The 18,251-nt window shown below is 63.4% G+C and carries 16 protein-coding genes; 9 read left to right on the top strand and 7 right to left on the bottom strand.

The annotated features are described in order from the left end of the window. Window positions 1–48: 48 nt before the first annotated feature. Together BSG09_RS08110 and BSG09_RS08105 are read left to right on the top strand one after the other, a co-directional pair. Complete coding sequence (locus tag BSG09_RS08110) at window positions 49–2,403, top strand: twin-arginine translocase subunit TatC (protein ID WP_092931960.1); 2,355 nt, start codon at window positions 49–51, stop codon at window positions 2,401–2,403. A gap of 61 nt (window positions 2,404–2,464) precedes the next feature. Beyond that, window positions 2,465–2,641, top strand: coding sequence for a hypothetical protein (locus BSG09_RS08105; RefSeq protein WP_008013290.1), 177 nt, complete (start codon window positions 2,465–2,467; stop codon window positions 2,639–2,641). On the opposite strand, the gene BSG09_RS08100 is transcribed toward BSG09_RS08105, so the two are convergent. Continuing rightward, on the bottom strand, window positions 2,642–3,418 hold the full coding sequence (locus BSG09_RS08100) for a 23S rRNA (uridine(2552)-2'-O)-methyltransferase (RefSeq protein WP_092931958.1): 777 nt from the start codon (window positions 3,416–3,418) through the stop codon (window positions 2,642–2,644). It abuts the gene before it with no gap. A 213-nt stretch (window positions 3,419–3,631) separates the two neighbouring features. Between BSG09_RS08100 and BSG09_RS08095 the strand changes: the two genes are divergently transcribed. Then, complete coding sequence (locus BSG09_RS08095; protein WP_092931956.1) at window positions 3,632–4,531, top strand: polysaccharide deacetylase family protein; 900 nt, start codon at window positions 3,632–3,634, stop codon at window positions 4,529–4,531. A 21-nt stretch (window positions 4,532–4,552) separates the two neighbouring features. Here the strand turns inward: BSG09_RS08095 and BSG09_RS08090 are convergent, their stop codons facing one another. Beyond that, the gene (locus BSG09_RS08090; RefSeq protein WP_092931954.1) at window positions 4,553–5,524 is read right to left on the bottom strand and encodes an asparaginase; all 972 of its coding nucleotides are present in this window, start codon (window positions 5,522–5,524) and stop codon (window positions 4,553–4,555) included. 236 nt (window positions 5,525–5,760) lie between these two features. Between BSG09_RS08090 and BSG09_RS08085 the strand changes: the two genes are divergently transcribed. Together BSG09_RS08085 and BSG09_RS08080 are read left to right on the top strand one after the other, a co-directional pair. Beyond that, window positions 5,761–6,504 (top strand): DNA polymerase sliding clamp, encoded by a 744-nt coding sequence (locus BSG09_RS08085; RefSeq protein ID WP_092931952.1) that lies wholly within the window; start codon window positions 5,761–5,763, stop codon window positions 6,502–6,504. 97 nt (window positions 6,505–6,601) lie between these two features. Beyond that, on the top strand, window positions 6,602–6,907 hold the full coding sequence (locus BSG09_RS08080) for a HalOD1 output domain-containing protein (protein WP_092931950.1): 306 nt from the start codon (window positions 6,602–6,604) through the stop codon (window positions 6,905–6,907). Window positions 6,908–6,946: 39 nt separating this feature from the next. On the opposite strand, the gene BSG09_RS08075 is transcribed toward BSG09_RS08080, so the two are convergent. After that, window positions 6,947–7,816, bottom strand: coding sequence for an alpha/beta fold hydrolase (locus BSG09_RS08075; RefSeq protein ID WP_092931948.1), 870 nt, complete (start codon window positions 7,814–7,816; stop codon window positions 6,947–6,949). 137 nt (window positions 7,817–7,953) lie between these two features. Here BSG09_RS08075 and priL point away from each other — a divergent pair, with 137 nt between their 5' ends. Then, window positions 7,954–9,033, top strand: a complete 1,080-nt coding sequence (gene priL / locus BSG09_RS08070; protein ID WP_092931946.1) for a DNA primase regulatory subunit PriL — start codon at window positions 7,954–7,956, stop codon at window positions 9,031–9,033. A 282-nt stretch (window positions 9,034–9,315) separates the two neighbouring features. Here the strand turns inward: priL and BSG09_RS08065 are convergent, their stop codons facing one another. Next, on the bottom strand, window positions 9,316–9,549 hold the full coding sequence (locus BSG09_RS08065) for a DUF7472 family protein (protein ID WP_092931944.1): 234 nt from the start codon (window positions 9,547–9,549) through the stop codon (window positions 9,316–9,318). Window positions 9,550–9,745: 196 nt separating this feature from the next. Between BSG09_RS08065 and BSG09_RS08060 the strand changes: the two genes are divergently transcribed. Then, the gene (locus tag BSG09_RS08060) at window positions 9,746–10,366 is read left to right on the top strand and encodes an SWIM zinc finger family protein (protein ID WP_092931942.1); all 621 of its coding nucleotides are present in this window, start codon (window positions 9,746–9,748) and stop codon (window positions 10,364–10,366) included. Between the two features lie 30 nt (window positions 10,367–10,396). Here the strand turns inward: BSG09_RS08060 and hjc are convergent, their stop codons facing one another. The 3 genes from hjc to BSG09_RS08045 all read right to left on the bottom strand — a co-directional run bounded on the left by hjc (window position 10,397) and on the right by BSG09_RS08045 (window position 16,771). Beyond that, window positions 10,397–10,924 (bottom strand): Holliday junction resolvase Hjc, encoded by a 528-nt coding sequence (gene hjc / locus BSG09_RS08055; RefSeq protein WP_092931940.1) that lies wholly within the window; start codon window positions 10,922–10,924, stop codon window positions 10,397–10,399. Between the two features lie 59 nt (window positions 10,925–10,983). Next, window positions 10,984–11,793 (bottom strand): CPBP family intramembrane glutamic endopeptidase, encoded by an 810-nt coding sequence (locus BSG09_RS08050; protein WP_092931938.1) that lies wholly within the window; start codon window positions 11,791–11,793, stop codon window positions 10,984–10,986. Window positions 11,794–11,872: 79 nt separating this feature from the next. Further along, window positions 11,873–16,771, bottom strand: a complete 4,899-nt coding sequence (locus BSG09_RS08045) for a PAS domain S-box protein (protein WP_092931936.1) — start codon at window positions 16,769–16,771, stop codon at window positions 11,873–11,875. A 272-nt stretch (window positions 16,772–17,043) separates the two neighbouring features. Between BSG09_RS08045 and BSG09_RS08040 the strand changes: the two genes are divergently transcribed. Together BSG09_RS08040 and BSG09_RS08035 are read left to right on the top strand one after the other, a co-directional pair. Beyond that, window positions 17,044–17,301 (top strand): HalOD1 output domain-containing protein, encoded by a 258-nt coding sequence (locus tag BSG09_RS08040; protein ID WP_092931935.1) that lies wholly within the window; start codon window positions 17,044–17,046, stop codon window positions 17,299–17,301. Window positions 17,302–17,416: 115 nt separating this feature from the next. After that, entirely contained in the window at window positions 17,417–18,238 is an 822-nt protein-coding gene (locus tag BSG09_RS08035; RefSeq protein WP_092931933.1) for a PAS domain-containing protein, read from the top strand. Window positions 18,239–18,251 lie beyond the last annotated feature (13 nt).

The following is an 18,251-nucleotide window of genomic DNA, read 5'->3' as shown; positions in this document are numbered from 1 at the left end:
CATATCCACTCGAAAGGTTGATAACTGGATGTCAGTTACCCCAACCCAATGAGTTCTGCCCTCGACGAGGATACCGCCCGCGCCATCAATACCGGCCGGGAGACGGTCGGCACACTCCTCTCGAGCGCCCAGCAACACCTCCAGAAGGTGTTCATCGTGTTCCTTGTGGGCTTTATCGGCTCCTTCTATGCCCTTCGCATGGTCATCTGGGACTTTCTCGAGGCGACCGCGACAAAGCAGATGGGCCAGACGGTCGCTGGTTCGACCGATATCATCACGCGGACGCCGTTCGAGGTGATCCTGTTACAGGCGAAAATCGGGATGATAACGGGGATCATCGTCGCCATTCCCGCATTGATCTTTTTCTCCCGGGACGCGATCCGCCGTCGTGGCTACCACAGCGTCGTGCCGATCTCGAAAGGCTACGTCGCCGGCTTCGTCGGGCTGTCGCTGTCGCTGTTCGTCGGTGGGATCGTCTACGCCTACAGCGTCTTCTTCCCCTTCGCGTTCGCGTTCCTCGCAAAGAACGCCGTCAGCGCCGGCATCAAACCGAGCTTCGGCATCACCGAGTTCACCGAGTTCATGGCGCTGTTGACGCTGTCGTTCGGACTCGCCGCCCAGTTGCCGCTCGTGATGAGCATTCTGGCCTACACCGAGATCATTCCCTACGAGACGTTCCGCGACCGGTGGCGACACGCGTTCGTCCTCATCGCCGTTTTCGGGGCCGTGTTCTCGCCGCCGGACCCGTTCACACAGGTCATGTGGGCGATGCCGATGATCACCCTCTACGTCTTTAGTCTCGGCCTCTCGAAGGTCGTCTCCAACATCCGCCGACGCGGCGCGGCACACTCCGAAGGGTCGGGCACTGATCACGTCAAGCGACGCCTCCTCCAGTTCGGCGGCTTGCTCGCTGCCATCGCGGCCATCGTCACCGCCGCCGTCAACCAGGGCGCGTTCGACTACCTCCACGCGTCGGTCTTCCCTGCCCTCCCCGATCTGATTCGGCCGACGGGACCGCTCGGCCTCGAGCAAACGGCGAACACGCACGGCCTTGCCGGCGATATCGCGGTCGGGATGATCGTCGCCGCCGCCGTCGGCTTCGTCGTCCTGCTCGGCTACACGATTCGCGTCCTCCAGGGCCCGGTCTATCCGCGCGAAGACGACATTCGGCGCGCCGACACCCACGAGGACGTCGACTTCGAGACGCTTGCGGCCGAGGACATCGCCGACATCCCGACACCGGTCTTCCAGAATATGAGCGAAGACCAAGCGCTCGAGTACTCCCGAGAGGCGATGTACGACGACGACCGGGAGAAGGCCCAGGCCATCCTCGATCGGTTCGACTCGCTCGACGCCGCCGGTGAAAGCGGTGACGGCACGGCGACAGGCGACGCCGGTAGCGCCACAGCAGGCGGTGAAGGCGGCGGCAGCGGAGGCGGTGGAGGCGGCGGAGGTGGAAGCCTGCTTTCGAGTACCGCCGCGGGCATGCTCGATCCCTTCACCGAGGACGAGACGACCGAAGACGACATCGGCGGCTACGGCTACGACATTGCCTTCATCCTCAGCAGTCTCACCTCGAAGATGTTCTACATCGTCGGCCTGTTCATGCTCGTCGCGGGTGGCACCTTCTTCTGGCTCTATTCGGGCGGGCTCCGGGACGTGTTCGTCCTGTTTCTCCGTCGGGTTCCCCAAGACGTCCTCGCGAAAGTCGCCGTCCGCAACGACGTCGATCCCGGCGGGATGACCCTCCAGCAACTCATCAACGAGATGGACATCGTCGTCGCGTTGCACCCAGTCGAGGTGCTCATCTTCGAGGTGAAAGTGAGCACGCTACTCGCCGCCGTCGCCGTGTTGCCGATGATCCTGTACTTCGTCTGGCCGGCCGCCAAAGAGCGCGGGCTGGTCTACGGCGACCGCCGCACGTTCGTCGTCTGGGGTGGCTCCCTGATCGTTGGCTTCGGCGTCGGCACCTATCTCGGGTTCTTCTGGGTCGCACCGTCGATCATCTCGTATCTGGTCTCCGATGCGATCAGCAACGGGATGGTCATCTCCTACCGGATCAAGAACTTCTTCTGGCTCGTGATCTTCACGACCGTCGGCATCGGCTTCCTGCTGAATATCATCGTCACGATGGCGCTGTTCCACGTCGGCGGGATCGTCAGCTACCGCTCGATGCTCGAGCGTTGGCGGCCGGTCGTCGTTGGTATCTTCGTCCTCGCCGCCTTTGCCAGCCCGGAGGGCGTGCTCACGATGTTCATGGTTGCCTTCCCGATCGCGCTCACGTACCTGCTCGGCCTCGCAGTCCTCTACGTACTGACCGGCGGTGGCCGACTGTTCGGCGGTGGCGGCGGGTCTGCAGCCGACCCCGACGCCGAGGACGCCGAGATGGCGACCGCGGAGTGACGATCCGACGACGCGACCAACTACCCTTAAGTCCGGACCGTGCGAACGTGTTTCCAGACTGATGCCCAAGATCAGCGTCGAAATCCCACAGGAACTCCTCGATGATCTAGACGATCACGTCGGCGACGACGGGAAGTTCGTCAACCGTAGCGACGCGATTCGGTCCTCGATCCGCAAGAACCTAGATATCTTAGACGAGATCGACAAGCGCCACGATCGCCTCGAGAACCAGGAATAATTAGTCGCGGTCGAGACGCTGTGCGAACCCGAAGTTCGGTTTCATATCCTCGACGCAGACGGCGACTGTCTCGCCGACCTCGGTCCCCGGAACGAACAGCCGGTAGCCCTCGACCGACGCGATGCCGTCACCTTCGCTGCCGACGTCGACGATCTCGACCTCGAGTTCGTCGCCCGGTCGCACCGGCGCGGTGAGTCGCCCCTTCCCGATGAGATAGATTTCGGAGGACTCGTCGCGGCTCGCTTTGGGAGACGTTGCACGGACGTACTGAAACTCCTCTTCGACGTCGGCCCGGAAGTCGTCGACGTCCGGTCCTTCGAAGACCTTCACGACGAAGTCCCCGCCACTGTCCAGCAGTTCGAGGGACGTCTCGAAGGCCTGCCGTGCGAGATGGAGCGAGCGAGCCTGGTCGAGCGAGTACTCGCCGGACATGTTGGGTGCCATGTCCGAAATCACGGCATCAACCGAGCCATCGGCAGCATCGATCACGCGGTCGCGCGTTTTTGCCTCGGTCATGTCCCCGCGGAGCGTCTCGACGTTGTCGTGGTCCTCGAAGTCCTTGATCCGCTGGAAGTCGACGCCGATCACGTTCCCCTGCGGGCCGACCTCCTCGGCGGCGACCTCGAGCCAGCCACCCGGTGCAGCCCCGAGGTCGACGACCGTCTCGCCGCGGTCGAGGACGTGCTCGAGGTTGTCGAGTTGTTTGAGTTTGTAGGCCGCTCGAGAGCGGTAGCCTTCCTGTTTCGCTTTGTTGTAATAGTGATCTTTTCCTGCCATAGAGACTCTCGTCAGTTAGTACGGGCGTAGGGAGTCACCGCGGGTAAGTATGGCGGATGCCCGGGGAGACGTGTCCGGCCCCGGGGTGCCGAGCCGGTCATCTCGAGCCACTGTTCAGTTCGAGAGAGTGTCATCGGCGGATTGAATCGGTCGATATCTCCGGCAGGGAGGACCACTATTAGCCGGCGGGTCGAAGCCGAGAGCGGTGTTACCATGGGTGATATCGACGTCGCGATCGGTGTCGACGCGGACTGCGTCGCCGGCTGGTTAGGCTCGTACGGCGGGGCGGATTCACCAGCAGACCTATCACGCGGGCTCTCGGCGGGAAACGAGGGCATCCCCCGCCTCGTGCAACTGTTTGAGGACGAGGACGTAGAGACGTCGTGGTACGTGCCGGGTCACACAATCGAGACGTTCCGCGACGAAATCGAGGCGGTCGCAGCCGCCGGCCACGAACTCGGCGTCCACGGCTACTCCCACGAGAACCCGACGGACCTCTCGCGCGAGCAGGAAGACGCGATCCTCGAGGTCTCGATCGACCTGATCGAGGACGTCACCGGCGAGGAGCCGGTCGGCCACCGCGCGAGCTGGTGGGAGTTCAGTGAGAACACGCCCGAGCTCGTCGAGAAACACGGCTTCCTGTACGACAGCAGCCTGATGGAACGAGAGTTCGAACCCGGCTGGATGCGAAAAGGCGACGACTGGACGCCGATCCAGTACGAGCAGGATCCGGAGACGTGGATGGAGCCCTACGAGTACGGCGAGGAGACGGACGTGGTCGAGATTCCGATTAGCTGGTACCGTGACGACATCCCGCCGATGCTGTTCATCAAACAGCCGCTCTACCACGCCGGCTACAAGGACCCGAAGATGATGTACGAGCAGTACTACAAACGGCAGTTCGACTTCCTCTACAACCGCCGCGGCGCGGGCGTCTACACGTTCACGATCCATCCCGACCTCCACGGGCTCCCCCACATGATCTCACACCTAGAGGAGTTTATCCAGTACGTCAAGAGCCACGAGAACGCTGACTTCCAAACGCTGGAAGCGATCGCTCGGAAGTACGAAGACGACCCATCGGTCTACGAGAGCGAGGGCGACTACATCTAAACGTGATCGGACGGCGGCCGGTCAGTTGGCGAACACGCGCCGAATCGCCGCCTCGTCGTCGAACGCGGCCAGCGCCAGCGTCAGTTTGATGCGGGCCTTCTGTGCCGGCAAATCGCCCGCAAAGATCGCACCGTACTCCCGAAGTCGTTCACCGCCGCCGACTCCACCGTAGACGGGCGCGGTTCGGCCCTCGAGACAGCGCGAGGTAATTACGACCGGCACTCCCTCGCCGATCGCGTCGCGGACAGCGGTTCCGAGCGCTTTCGTCGTATTCCCGAGGCCCGTCCCCTCGACGACGAGACCATCCGCATCACGTTCGACCGCCGCCTCGAGCAACTCGCCCGTGACGCCGCTGGCGCTTGTGACCGTGTAGACGGCCGCTGCGAGCGAGGTGGCCGGAAGGTGCGTCGATTCGCTCCTGGGTGTCCGATGAATCGCGACGCCGTTCCGGTCGACGGTGGCGACCGGGCCGGTCCCGACGGAGCGGAAGGTCTCGAGTTTCGAGGTATGAGTCTTCGTGACGCGGCGGGCGGCGTGGACCGCCTCGTTGAACGCTACGAAAACGCCACCGTGGCCGTGGGTGTCGAACGCGCCAGCGGCCCGAAACGCCGTGAGGAGGTTCGACAGCCCGTCCGGGCTATACTCGTCCGGGCGGCGCTGTGCGCCGGTCAGGAAGACGGGCGTCGCCGGCCGAATCGCGACGTCGAGATAGTACGCCGTCTCTTCGATCGTGTCCGTGCCGTGGGTGATGACGACCGCGTCGACGCTCGCATCCCCGTCGAGTTCGCGGACCCGATCGCCGATCGACTCGAGCGTTGCGGTGTCCATCTCGAAGCTCGGGATCTGTGCGACCTGATCGACGTCGATGTCCACGTAGTCGGCCAGTTCGGGGACCGCACTGACGAGATCGCTCCCTTGCTTGGTCGGCGATGCACCGTCGTCGCCGCCGGTGCTCGCGATCGTGCCGCCCGTGCTGAGTACGGTCACATACATGCGTCGTTCGAGGAGCTACCAGCGCCATCCTCAAAACACCGCAGCCTGCGCGGAGGAGACCAGTCGTCCCGTCGAACGCCACGCGATCGTCGCCCACTGCCCGAGGACGACCGGCGCGACTCGTATCGGCTGACAGACTGGTCCGGAAAGGCAGCCGATCGCTCCAGAAACACCGCGATCCCGCTGTCACCCGTAAAGGGTGCCTTTTTATGCCAACCGTCCGTACGCCGAGCTATATGTTCAAGGCCATCGTGAGCGCCGAAACGCTCACCAGCGCGCTCGACTCGGTCAGCGTGTTGGTCGACGAGTGCAAGATCCACCTCGAGGCGGACGGCCTCGAAATCCGGGCCGTCGACCCCGCGAACGTCGGGATGGTCGACCTCTCGCTCGATTCGGCTGCGTTCGAGTCCTACGAAGCAGACGGCGGGCTGATTGGCGTCGACCTCTCGCGGCTGGAAGACATCGCCGGCATGGCCGACTCCGGCCAGCTCATCCAGCTCGAACTCGACGAGGAGACCCGCAAGCTCCACATTCAGATCGACGGGCTCGAGTACACGCTCGCGCTCATCGATCCCGACTCGATCCGCCAGGAACCGGACATTCCGGATCTCGACCTGCCCGCTGAGGTCGTCCTCGAAGGCAAAGACGTCAACCGCTCCGTGAAGGCGGCCGACATGGTCTCGGATCACATCGCGCTGGGCGTCAACGAGGGCGAGGAGTTCTTCTACGTCGATGCGGAGGGCGACACCGACGACGTCCACCTCGAGTTGACCCAGGAGGACCTGATCGATCTACAGATCGGCCCTGCTCACTCGCTGTTCTCGCTTGACTACCTCAAGGACATGAACAAGGCGATCCCCTCGAATACCGAGGTCACGCTCGATCTCGGCGAGGAGTTCCCCGTCAAGATCTACTTCGGCTTCGCGGAGGGACAGGGACAAGTGACCTACATGCTCGCGCCGCGGATCCAGAGCGACTGAACGGCCGTCGTCAACTGTTCTGCCGGCCTGCTCTGATACTTAAAACGTCGATATAGACAGGGGAGTGGCTACTCTGTGACGTCCCCTCCAGTGTGCTATGCCCTCCCCGAACGATCCAGCGGACGAGCCGACAGAGGAATACGTCACGGCGTTCGATCCGGCGGATGGCCGGCCGAGCGAGGCCGTCGTCACCGCGGTCGCCACACGGCTCGAGCGGGACCCGACCGAACTGTCGCCGCTGTACGATGCCGTCGACCCGGGTGCGCTCAACGAGTTGGTCGAACACGCACACAGAAAAACCAGCGACAGCGTCCATCTGGTGTGGTTCACCTACGAGGGGTTCTCGATTGGCGTCCGAAGCGACGGCCGAATCCAGATCGAAGACGCCACCGCGGCCAGTTGACCGGGTCGTCCACACCGCCAGCGATCTAGCCCGCGTCGCTTAGTCCTGTGCGTCGAGAAACTCGATCAAGTGCTCGCTGACCAGCTTGTCGTCCTCGATGAAGAAAAGATGCGAGCCGCCCTCGATCAGTTCCAGCCGACTGTTGGGTAATTTCTCCTCGAGCAACCGCGCGTTCTCGACGGGGACGACCTGGTCGTCGGTCCCGTGGAGGATCAGCGTCGGGACGCGGACACGCTCAAGGCGGTCGCTGATGTCGAAGCCCTGCACAGCCGCGCCTTGGGCTTCGCGGGCTGGCTCGTCAGCATCTTGCTCGAGACGCCACTCGATGATCTGATCCATCAGATGTGGGTTCCGGTTGGTAAAGCGCTCGGTGAACGCGGGACGCATGCGGTGGCGGATCGTCCCCCGCTCGTCTGCCCCGTCGGGCGTCTCGAACATGTGTTCCTGCGTTTCCTCGGGCACCGGCGCGGCGTCGGGCCCGCCGTGGGACGTACAACACAGCGTCAGCGACTTCGCCCGGGTGTACTCGACGGCGTGGCGCTGGGCGATCATCCCGCCCATGCTCGCGCCGACGATGTGGGCGTTGTAGATCCCTGCATCGTCGAGGACGGCCTCGAGATCGGCCGCGAGCCCGTCCATCGAATAGCCCGCCAGTTTGAGCAAGACGAGTCCGCGGAGCAGCCCCGGCAGCCGCGGGACGAGCGGCGGCAAGCCGACGTCCGAGCGGCCAGTTCCCCGGTTATCGGGCGCGATCACGTCGTAGCGATCGGCGACGGCCTCGCGTTGCCACCGCCACATCCACCGCCCGAATCCCAGCCCCTGAACGAAGACGACCGGCGCGGTTCCATCGCCGTCACTCTCGTCGCGCTCGTAGTAGATCGACACACCATCTCTCGTCGCCTGTGGCATACTCGCAGTGACGTGTCGAACACTCTTGAAATCGATCCTCGAGCGCGGCGCTTGCGTCGCCGAATCGAGGAGCCGAGTATAAAACGCGATTACGATAATCAGCGCGCTTATCCCGCCGGAGTAATTTCGTTTTACCGATGCAGCGACTCCACGCCCGGTATCCGTTTCTCGCAGCCGCTCGCGAGTCCGTCGCGACGGAAGCGGTCGATCTCGCGACCGTCGTCGAGCAAGACCGGGCGGTCGTCGACCGCGCACGCCAACGCGTGATTACCGCACTCGAGGACGGAACTGTCGGCGAGCCAGCCCACGAACCTCGCGTCGAGTTGCTCTCCTATCCCGTCGCACGAGTGCTCGTCTCGCTGGTCGGCGAGCGCGTGCTCGTCCGCAAGTACGCCCGCGGAGAGGCCGCGACTGCCTACGACCGCTTTACCGCCGACATGGCCGACACGACCGAACTCAAAAGCGTCTCGTCGACGGGGCTCGAGCTCCCAGAGCTGTTAGCTGAATTCGACCTGCAAGACGAGATCCGCGAGACGCCAGCCAGCGATGGCTATCGCATCGACGTCGGCACCTACCTGCCGCTGGCCGAAGACATGTGGGAAGACGAGTGGCGGCTCGTCAATCGACCGCTGGACAGCGGCGAGGTACCCGTCGACGAAGACGAACTCCTCGCGCTGCTCCGGGAGGCGATCCGGGGCCGGATCGAGGACGGGCTGCCGTTCGAGGTGCCCGAGACGATCGCGAGCGCGCTCGAGGACGACGCCGACGAGATCCGTTCGATACTGGCAGACCTCGATCTGACGCAGGACATCGACACCGTCGTTCCCGACCTCTTCCCGCCGTGTATGAAGGCGTTGCTCGATCAGGTCCAGAAGGGCGAACACCTGCCACATCACTCCCGCTTTGCGATCACTGCCTTCCTGACGAGTATCGGGATGTCGACCGACGAGATCGTCGACCTCTACCGGGTCAACTCGTCGTTCGGCGAAGAGATGACGCGCTATCAGACCGACCACATCCGCGGCGATAGCTCGCCGACTGAGTACTCGGCACCGGCCTGTTCGACGATGCAGTCCTACGGCGACTGCGTGAACAAAGACGACCTCTGCGAGCGGATTCCGCATCCGATGGCCTACTACGAAAAGCGACTCGAGGAAGCAGAAGACGAAGAGCTCGAGGATTGGCGGGAAGACGAGCAGTCGGCAAGCGGGGACTGAGACGGACGCCTGTCAGTCAGTGCCGGCGCACCCGCATGCGATCGTGGGTGCGCCGGGAACCAGTGACAGCAGACCGTCTGAGACGGCACCAGTTCTGGCGGCTCCGAGTTCTGTTCTGGGTCAATTATGGGTTCAGCGGGCAGACTGGGAGAAACGAGATGGTGGCGTGTCTTATACTGCCGGACAAAACGGTTCATCCCTCGATCGCACCCAAGACGCTGTCGCCGACGGCGACAGCCGTCGAGACGCGATCGAGTAGTCACTGACGTTTGTCCGGTAGTATTAGGCACTGACGTTGCCGTCAGAATTGTTCAGCATATAAGCCAGAGCGACCCCGACTGCTGTCATCAGCAGGATGAACCCGACGATTACCCAGACGAGCATCTGACCGCCCTGGGGCGAGAGCGTGCTGTTTGCTGCGCCGTAGGACGATCCGATAGCGAACATCGCCGCCAGCATCAGAAAGACGGCACCGACGGAGACGACGATCTCGATGAGCGATTCGCGTTCGACCATTGCCTGAGCGATTTCGCCGGCCCCGTCAAAAGCGCTTCGAAGGGGTTCTCGGACGGCGATCGGGCGATACTACCCTGCTTTGGTCGCCGGTCACGTATAAATGCCGACCATGGGCATGCAGGCACGGTGGTTATGACTGTCGGTTCCCTATAAACGTCGAATAGCCAGCCGACCAGCCATTCCATCCGACGCATCCATGAAAACAACAGCGTCACCGAAAGCACCGCTTCCAGTCCCACGCACAGCCCATCTCCCGGAGCGATCGCGCCGGGCACACACCGAGCCGATGTCGGTGTTGCCACTCGGCGACGGCCTCTACGAGGTCGAGTCCGCGAGCGACCACACCTATCTCGTCGATCTCGAGGCAGGCCGGTGTACCTGCCCGGATTACGTCTTCCGCAAGACTCGATGCAAACACATTCGCCGGGTCGCACTCGAGATCACAGCCGGCCGAACACCACCGCCAGGCGAGATCGCGGTCGACTGTCACGACTGTGGCGAGCCGGTCTTCGTCGACGAGGACGCGGCCGCGCCGTTTTACTGCGACGACCATACGATCTATCCGGGCGACACCGTCGTCGATCGAGAGACCGGCGACCGGCTCACGGTCGTCGATGTCTCGGAGCTGCGGGCTGACGCCGTCAACATCGGGGCCGCAGACTGTACCGTCGCCGAGTACAGGACGAACGAGGACTACGATCCGGACGTGCCCGTCGTGGGCGCGGTCTATCCACACGCCACCGTCGCATCCAACGGCGTCGTTCCCGCGTCGCTGAAGGTCTACGTCTTTCCGCGAACGCGCCTCGAGAAACGATAACGGAGACTGGGTTCGGAACCGCGAACGGCGTTACTCGAGCAGTTCAGCAGCCTCTTCGACGTCCATGACGCCTTGTTCGACGGCATTGAGCACACGGAGGAGTTCCTCGTCCGGGCCGTCATCGACACTGCCATCGGCTGCGGCTTCCGCCAGCGTGACCTTCTCGGATTGGCCAGTGAACTCGGGGAAATCAGTGCCCTCCGCAAGTGCCGTTTCCTTTTTGACCCGGTAGTTGCCGCCGTCGGTCACGTAGAGGTCGCCGGGGTGGAAGAAATACCAGTCCTCGCGGTCGAAGCGGACGCCGATCCGGGGTTTCGCGCCGAAGTTCTGGGCGAAGTAGATGAGCGCTTCGACCTCTTCGCCGGTGAGGTAGATTGGGTCGCCCGCGCTCGATTTCGCCTCGATGGCGTAGAACTGCTCACCGTCGCCGGCGAGCACGTCGGGGAGTTCGCGGTCGGTCGCAGCGCCGCTTGCGGGCGCACGCATCACCGCGAAGCCGGCCTCGTCGAGCGCGTTGACGAGTTCGCGTTCGCGGCGGTCGCCCTTCGCATGGGACATATAGCACCCTCACCCGCGGGCGGTAATAAAAGACCTGACGACGCGGCAGCCACAGCCGATCACAGGGGAACGATTGCTGCGAGGTCGACCAGCAGCGACGTCGACGGGTCGGCAGTCTCGAGGTCGTACTCGAGGGCAAGATACAGCAAGCCGAACTGGATCGCGTTGAACGCGGCGTGGGCACCGATCGGCACGACGAGGTTATCGGTTTTCGCATACAGCAGGCCGAAGATGATCGAGCCACCGAAGACGACCACGACGGGAACCAGAGTCGCGAGCAGCGAGTCGGAGAGAACGGCATACGACATGATGTGGATCAGCGCGAAGATCGCGCTGGCAACGACGACCGCGGTGAGCCGGCCGAACGCGGCGTAGAGGCGTTTCTGGACGATATTTCGAAAGAGGAACTCCTCGGCAGGCGCGTTGAAGAAGAAGACGATGCCGATCATGATCAGGACCATCGTCTGATCGTTCCCGATGTAGGTTGCGACCTGATTGTCTGCAGACGGTAGAGAGAGTACCTGTACGACCAAACTGACGAGAATGTAAAACACGAAGCTCCCGAGAACGCCGGCGAGGACGTAGAGCCAGCCGCGTTTCGTCGGCCACCGGAGGTCGACGTACGACCAGCCGCGGCCGGTCGCGGCAAGATAGAGCGCGCCGGCGAGCACGAAGCCGAGGAAGTTCAGGATCAGCAATGCCGTTCGACTCACGAGGGAGGCGTCCGTCGGAGACGTCGCCAGCGCCGGCTCGAGCGCGATCGCGGGGAGGGTCGTAAACTGGCTCGCGAGAATCCCGAACGCTGCCAGACCGATCGCGACGAGCGTCGTCCGGACCGGACCGTCGCGATAGCGTGATGGCGTTTCCATAGCAGTGGTTAGGGCGACTGGGCCCTTGGGCGTTCCTCTCTCCGAAACGGCCCATCCGGTGAGCCGGTATCGTGAGCGATCAGTCCGCGAGAGCCGGGCTGCCCTCCTCGAACAGCTGTGTCAGCAGTCGCTGCTGGCCGATTCGTAGGTGGCGGTTGACCGTCGGCTGTGTCACCTCGAGCAACTCGGCGATCTCCTCGCCGGTGCTCTCGCGGGGCCACTCGAAGAAGCCGGCGAAGTATGCCGTCCGGAGCACCTCGAGCTGGCGATCGGTCAGCGCGTCGAGCAGCGATGTGACGTGTTCGCTGCGCGTTCGCATCGATCGCTCGACGTGGTGGCGGGCCTGCAACTCGATGGTCGGATACGCCTCGCGGAGCATCTCGACGAACTCACGGACGTCAGTTCCGGTGGGGACGTCGACGGTGAGCTCAGTCCCCGCCGCGTCGGCGTGCATCGAGCGCGGACTGCCGCCGTGGCGGACCAGCCGCGAGGCGATGACCTCGCCGGCGACGGTCGCCTCGAACCGACAGTCGGTTTCCGTCCGACTGATGAGTCGGGAGTCAGTCACCGAGACGAGGTCATCAAGCGCCGCGTGTACCTCGTCGGGCGACACGCCACTGGTCTCGAAAAACAGCAGCGTCTCGTCGCCCGAGTGTGTCCCAAGCCCCGCATAGTCGACGGTCGCATCGGTCTTCGCTGCGATCCGAGAGAGGAGATCATCCGCTCCCTCGAGCCGAAGCGTCAGCTCGAGCACGCGTTCGGCGTGGAGCGCCTCCCGCGTCTCGACGGCGTTGATCGCGTTTGCGATCCCGTCACCGAGTTCCGTCACGACGGTCTGCTCGAGATCACCGAACGCATCCGGTTCGTCTGCATACAGCGTGAGGACACCGTACGAGTACTCCGCGTGCGAGAGCGGGACGCTGATGACCGACTGGAAGCCCCGATCCAGCGCCGGGCGTCGCCAGGCTTCGCTCTGGAGTCCTTCGACGACGTTCGAGGCGACCGTCGGTGTCTCGGTCCGGGCGGTGCGGGCGGCCGGCTCGGCTGACGCATCGTATGCGAGCGGCATGTCGTCTAAGTAATCCTGACCGGAGCCGGCCCAGGCGCTGGGCTCGAGTCGCGTGCCGCTGGCGTCGAGCTGGCCAATCCACGCGAACGCGATGCCATCGGCCTCGATCAGCTGTTCGGGGACGGTTTGTTCGATCTCTGCGCGGCTGTCAGCGCCGATTAGCGACTGGTCGATCCGTCTGATAAGTTCGGTGATCGAGATCTGGCGGTTGAGCCGCCGGTTGCGTTCCTCGAGTTCCGTTTCCCGCTCGCGAAGGCTGGCTTCGCTCTCAAGGCGGTCGAAGGCGGCTTCGGTCGTCGCGACCAGTGTCTCGATCAGCCGCCGGGCGTCGACGTCGATCGATTCGCCGTCGGACGCGATCGCGAAGACGCCGTGATCGCCGATCGGGACGATGACGCCGCTCTCGACGCCTGGACCGAAGATTCGCGACTGGTCGAACGACGCGGGGTCGTCGACGACCATCCCCGTCCCCGTAACGTAGACGTTCCAGAGTGCGGCGTCGGTATCGCCGACGGCGACCGAGGCAGTGCCGTCACAGAGGTGTGCGAACGCGTCGGTATAAGCGATCGGCTCGAACCGGTTCACGTCGGCATCGAGGTGATACACCGCGACGCCTGCGGCCTCGAGGATGTCATCGGCCGTCTCGACGACCAGCGCCGCGACCTCGTCTTCGCTGTCGGTGCCGAGTAAGTCGCGTGCAGCGCCGTGGAGCGACTCGAGGGCGAGTTCGTGCTCCTTGCGGCGGGTGATGTCGTTGTTGATCCCGACCATTCGCGGGCCCGCATCGTCGTCGACGACCCGCCCGCGGGCCCCAACCCAGATCCAGCTTCTGTCCTCGTGTTGGAGCCGAAACTCCGTCTGGAACAGCTCGTTGTTCTCGATCGCCTGGGTGACCTCGTCTTCGACGCGAGCCACGTCATCTGGGTGGACACGCTGTGTGAACGCATCGAACGTCCCCCCGAACGACCCCGGTTCGAGCCCGAGCAGCCGCTCGTACGTCTCGTTCCAGATGACCTTGTCAGTGTCTAGATCCCACTCCCAGACGGCCGTGTTCGTCCCCTCGAGTGTGAGTTCGAGACGGCGTTTCGTCTCGCGAAGATCGCGTTCACGCTCTTTGCGTTCCGTGATGTCGCGACTGATCGCCAGATACTGGTTTTGATTCTCGAGATCGAGACAGATGAGGTGGACCTCGACAGGGAACGTCGAGCCGTCGTGACAGTGGTACTGACCCTCGAACTTTCGACGGTCGCCGACCGACAGGTCCTCGAGCATCGTAAACACCTCGGCTTCGCTGAATAGCGCGTCGTGTTCCCAGATCTTCGTGCCAAGTAGCTTGTCTTCGGTGTAGCCGAGCGCGTCCGCAAGCCGCCGATTGGCGTCGACGATCGTCCCCTCGGTATCGAGCACGTTGATCATGTCGGGGGAGTTCTCGAACAGTGCCTCGAGTCGAGCGCTCGTCGTTTCCAGACGGCGCTCGCGTTCCTTGCGCTCGGTGATGTCACGGATGACGCCGGCGGTCCCGGTGAACTCGCCGTCGTCCATCGGCAACAGCGCCATGTGGTTTTCGACGTCGATCCGCTCGCCGTCGACGGTCTCGAGGACCATCTCGAACGTCTCTGACGGCTCGTTTTCGCTGAGTAGGTCTCGAATGCGGTTCTGTGCCGTCTCGATGTCCGCGGCAGCCATCACCGTCGAGACGTGTTCGCCGATCAACGCGTCTGGGTCGTAGCCAATGATCTGTGTCAGCGCATCGTTGACGAACTGGAAGTTTCCGTCCGCGTCGATCGTATACACCACCTCATCGAGCGCCTGAATGATCGTCTCGGCGCGCTCGAGTTCGCGTTCGCGCTCCTTGCGCGTGGTAATATCTTGGGCCGCGCCGCGGAGTGCGACGATCTCACCGTCATCTCGGACGGGCGCACCGATACTGCGGATCCAGCGGCGGTTGCCATCCGCTGTGATGATCTGGTTTTCGATATCGTACGCCTCACCGTCCTCGAGTGCACGGTCGATCACCGCGCGGAGTCGTGACCGATCTTCCGGTGCAATATAGTCGAATACCCGATCGAGATCGAGTTCCTGATCGGATGCAAGTTCAAAGATACTGTAGACCTCGTCAGTCCATCGAACGTCGGCGGAATCGTCGGTCACGTCGAGTTCCCAGGCACCCACGTTTGCCAGCCGCTGGGAGTGCTCTAACAGATGCGTCGTCCGCTCGAGGTGGGCTTCGCGTTTGCGAAGCCGGCGCTCTTTCGCCTTGCGCTCGGAGATATCTCGACCGATACCGACCTCGACGGGGTTACCGTCGGGATCGTTAAGCACCGACGCGACGAACTCGTAGGGAATCCGATCGCCCGATTTCGTCTGCAGCGCCGCTTCAACGTGCGTCTCGCCCGTCTCGAAGGCTTCGGTAATCGAATCGCGGATCACGTCCCGATCGTCCTCGTCGAAGAACTCGAGGGCGTGCATGTCGTCGATTTCGGCGTCCGAATACCCCGAGACCTCGACCAGCGTCTCGTTCCAACGCTTGAGAGCGCCGTTCTCGTCAAGGACGTAAAACACGTCGTCTAACGCATCGATAACGTCGGTGGTGAACTGTTCGAATCGCTCGAGTCGCCGCTGTTTCTCCAAGCGTTCGCTGACGTCGCGACCGACGCCGACGATGACCTGCTCGCCCGCCGGGTTCTCGAGGGTCGACGCGACGAACTCGTAGGGAATCGGCTCGCCATCGCAGGTCACGATCGGGACATCGATACGTGTGGTCCCGGTTTCGAGAACCTCGGCGATCGAGTTCATAATCCGGTCGTGGTTCGCCTCGTCGAAGAACTCCAGCGCATGCATCGACTCGATCTCGGCATCGGTATACCCCGTCGTCTCGCACAGACTCTCGTTCCACTGGCACACCGTGCCGTCCTCGTCGAGGAGATAGACGACATCGTCGACCGCGTCCAGCATATCGTCGGTAAACGCCCGTGCCCGCTCGAGACGGCGCTCCCGTTCCCGAATCCGCTCGACGTAAGTGCGGCGTTCGAACGTCTGGCTCACCCAGCGGGCGATCAGTTCCACGAACGACGTTTCGGCGGGCGTAAACGCTCGCTCTCGGGGCTCGCGATCCAGAAAACAAATCGTTCCGCAGTGGTCGCCCTCGACGGTGATCCGACCACCGAGACGACAGTTGACATCGAGTTCGTCGGCAATCGGATGGTCGTCCCACTCGACCGCACTGGCGTCAGTGGCCCCCTGAACCTCGGCCGACTCGAACAGGTCGCGACAGGAGACCGCCGAGAGATCCAGCACCGTCCCCTCGAGATCGGTACCGTGTCCGACGGCCGTCTCGATCTCGTATCGGTCGGCCGACTCGTCGATTCGGGAGACGAACCCGGTCTCGAGACCGAGCCGCTCACAGCCCAACTCGAGCAGGCGACGGATCTTCGTCTCGTCATCCGTGTTCGGATCAGACGTGATCCGGTACAGGTCCTGCCGATACCGTTCGCTCTCGGCGCGTTGCCGTTCGCGGTCACACACCGCGGCCGTCAAGTCGGTGACGGTCTCGGAGAGCCGTCCGAGTTCGTCGTCTCGATCGATCGTAACGTCGATCGGGCCGTCGACGGCCGGCGGTTGTACAGACTGTTCGGACTCGGAGCGTGCAGACTCGTCCTCGAGTCGCGAGGTGAACTGCCGAAGCGCGTCGGTGAGCCGCTCGAGGTCGTTCGTCCGATCGGAGCCGCTTCGTGCGGCAAGACCCACGATGAGCAGTCCAGGTCCGGTCTGCGTGCCAACGCCGTGAAATCCGGAGACCAAGAGGCCAGCGACGATCCAGACTGCAACACCGATCACGCCGAGCAAAACCGTACGCGACCGCCTCGTGTCGGCCGCGAACAGTCCGCTCTGAACCGCAGTCCAGTCCATGGTACGCCTATGGAATGACTGACAATGATATGAGCGGTTTATTTCACACGCATCTCAATATCACCATTACAGTGCTGGCAGAGTACAAACGGTTGGGGCCGCAGTGTCGTCGGGTTTTGGACGTCCACCACACGCTCCGGCCGCGATATGGAGCGAACAGCGGGTAAACGACGTCGATCTTCGAGACACTATACACGTAGTGTTGGGGCGGCAGCAAAATTACGTGTATAACGGGCAAGCCGATACCGACGGATCGTATTAGTCAAGCCAAGATGCCCGGAGCCACACTCGATTATCACAACGATTCGATCAGTCTGCGCGTCGTCGAAGCCCTCGCAGACGCGACAGACACCGCCCCGAGCGAACTCGACCCGCTGTACAATACCGTCGATCCCGAGGCACTCGATCGACTGTTCCAACCCGACTCGAGCGACGGAATCCGCGTCATGTTCGAGTACGGCGACGCACGCGTCGAGGTTCAAGGCGACGGCACCATCATGGTCGATGGAACCGTCCATGACAGCCGATAAGCCGCGAGTCGAGTCGACCGGCCCCAGTCGAGTCCGGCAGGAGACGACTGCTGGAAACAGCGCCGCTCCCGTCTCGCCGGACGCGTCGAGCGACCCGCGACCGGAGGTGGTCTGAATGCTCGTCCCACCAGCAGCGGGGATCGAGCCATCCGTTCGAGGGCAGCCGGCACAGCGTACCCTCCTCGTCGTCGATCAGGAACGCGACCGCGACCACATCGAACGCGCGTTCGACGACGAACCAGTTGTCATCGAGACGGCCGCCACGCTCGCGGCCGCACGGGCCAGCGTCGACGAGATCGACTGTCTCCTCGTCCCGGCAACTGTGACGGACGACGACAGCGACATGACCAGCGATGACGCGGCCGCCACCGACAGGTCGGGCGAGCACGTCGGCTGGCTCGAGACAGTCAAAACCGACACGCCGGCGCTCCCGATCGTCGTCCTCGCTGCTGAGGTCACGCCCACTCTCATGCGCGCGGTCCGGGCGTACGAGTGGACCGCCGTGGTCGGCCGCGACGAACCACGCGAGCGACTCGTTACCTGCATCACCGACCTCCTCGAGCGGCACCGACTGACAGCCCTCTCGAAGCGGTCGCTTGCGAGCGTCGAACTCACTGGCGACGCGGTCGCGCTCGTCGATCCCACCGACGGAATCCAGTTTGCGAGCCGCTCGCTTCGGATGCAATTCGGTGCCGACGGCGACGAGCTCGTCGGCACCCCGTGGCAAGAACTGTTTACCGACGACGCCGTTTCCCACCTCGAATCAGTGGCATTGCCGACCGTTGCGGAGGGATGGCGGTGGACCGGCACCTGCACCGGCCAGCGACGGACGGGTGTGACGTTCCCGGTCCGAGTTCGACTCGGCGGCCTCGAGGACGGCAGTCTGGTGTTCGTCGTCAGCGAGGCCGACACCAGTGCTTCTGGACACGAAGACTGAGCACGTGGCGCTC

This window comes from Natrinema hispanicum (assembly GCF_900111485.1).
Lineage (GTDB): Archaea > Halobacteriota > Halobacteria > Halobacteriales > Natrialbaceae > Natrinema > Natrinema hispanicum_A.
The sequence above is the reverse complement of the archived record's forward strand: the minus strand, read 5'-3'. Positions and strand labels throughout refer to the sequence as shown.

Coding starts and splice junctions, on each gene's coding strand:
- BSG09_RS08110 (WP_092931960.1), top strand. CDS start 49: ATGAGTTCTGCCCTCGACGAGGATACCGCCCGCGCCATCAATACCGGC.
- BSG09_RS08105 (WP_008013290.1), top strand. CDS start 2,465: ATGCCCAAGATCAGCGTCGAAATCCCACAGGAACTCCTCGATGATCTA.
- BSG09_RS08100 (WP_092931958.1), bottom strand. CDS start 3,418: ATGGCAGGAAAAGATCACTATTACAACAAAGCGAAACAGGAAGGCTAC.
- BSG09_RS08095 (WP_092931956.1), top strand. CDS start 3,632: ATGGGTGATATCGACGTCGCGATCGGTGTCGACGCGGACTGCGTCGCC.
- BSG09_RS08090 (WP_092931954.1), bottom strand. CDS start 5,524: ATGTATGTGACCGTACTCAGCACGGGCGGCACGATCGCGAGCACCGGC.
- BSG09_RS08085 (WP_092931952.1), top strand. CDS start 5,761: ATGTTCAAGGCCATCGTGAGCGCCGAAACGCTCACCAGCGCGCTCGAC.
- BSG09_RS08080 (WP_092931950.1), top strand. CDS start 6,602: ATGCCCTCCCCGAACGATCCAGCGGACGAGCCGACAGAGGAATACGTC.
- BSG09_RS08075 (WP_092931948.1), bottom strand. CDS start 7,816: ATGCCACAGGCGACGAGAGATGGTGTGTCGATCTACTACGAGCGCGAC.
- priL (WP_092931946.1), top strand. CDS start 7,954: ATGCAGCGACTCCACGCCCGGTATCCGTTTCTCGCAGCCGCTCGCGAG.
- BSG09_RS08065 (WP_092931944.1), bottom strand. CDS start 9,549: ATGGTCGAACGCGAATCGCTCATCGAGATCGTCGTCTCCGTCGGTGCC.
- BSG09_RS08060 (WP_092931942.1), top strand. CDS start 9,746: ATGAAAACAACAGCGTCACCGAAAGCACCGCTTCCAGTCCCACGCACA.
- hjc (WP_092931940.1), bottom strand. CDS start 10,924: ATGTCCCATGCGAAGGGCGACCGCCGCGAACGCGAACTCGTCAACGCG.
- BSG09_RS08050 (WP_092931938.1), bottom strand. CDS start 11,793: ATGGAAACGCCATCACGCTATCGCGACGGTCCGGTCCGGACGACGCTC.
- BSG09_RS08045 (WP_092931936.1), bottom strand. CDS start 16,771: ATGGACTGGACTGCGGTTCAGAGCGGACTGTTCGCGGCCGACACGAGG.
- BSG09_RS08040 (WP_092931935.1), top strand. CDS start 17,044: ATGCCCGGAGCCACACTCGATTATCACAACGATTCGATCAGTCTGCGC.
- BSG09_RS08035 (WP_092931933.1), top strand. CDS start 17,417: ATGCTCGTCCCACCAGCAGCGGGGATCGAGCCATCCGTTCGAGGGCAG.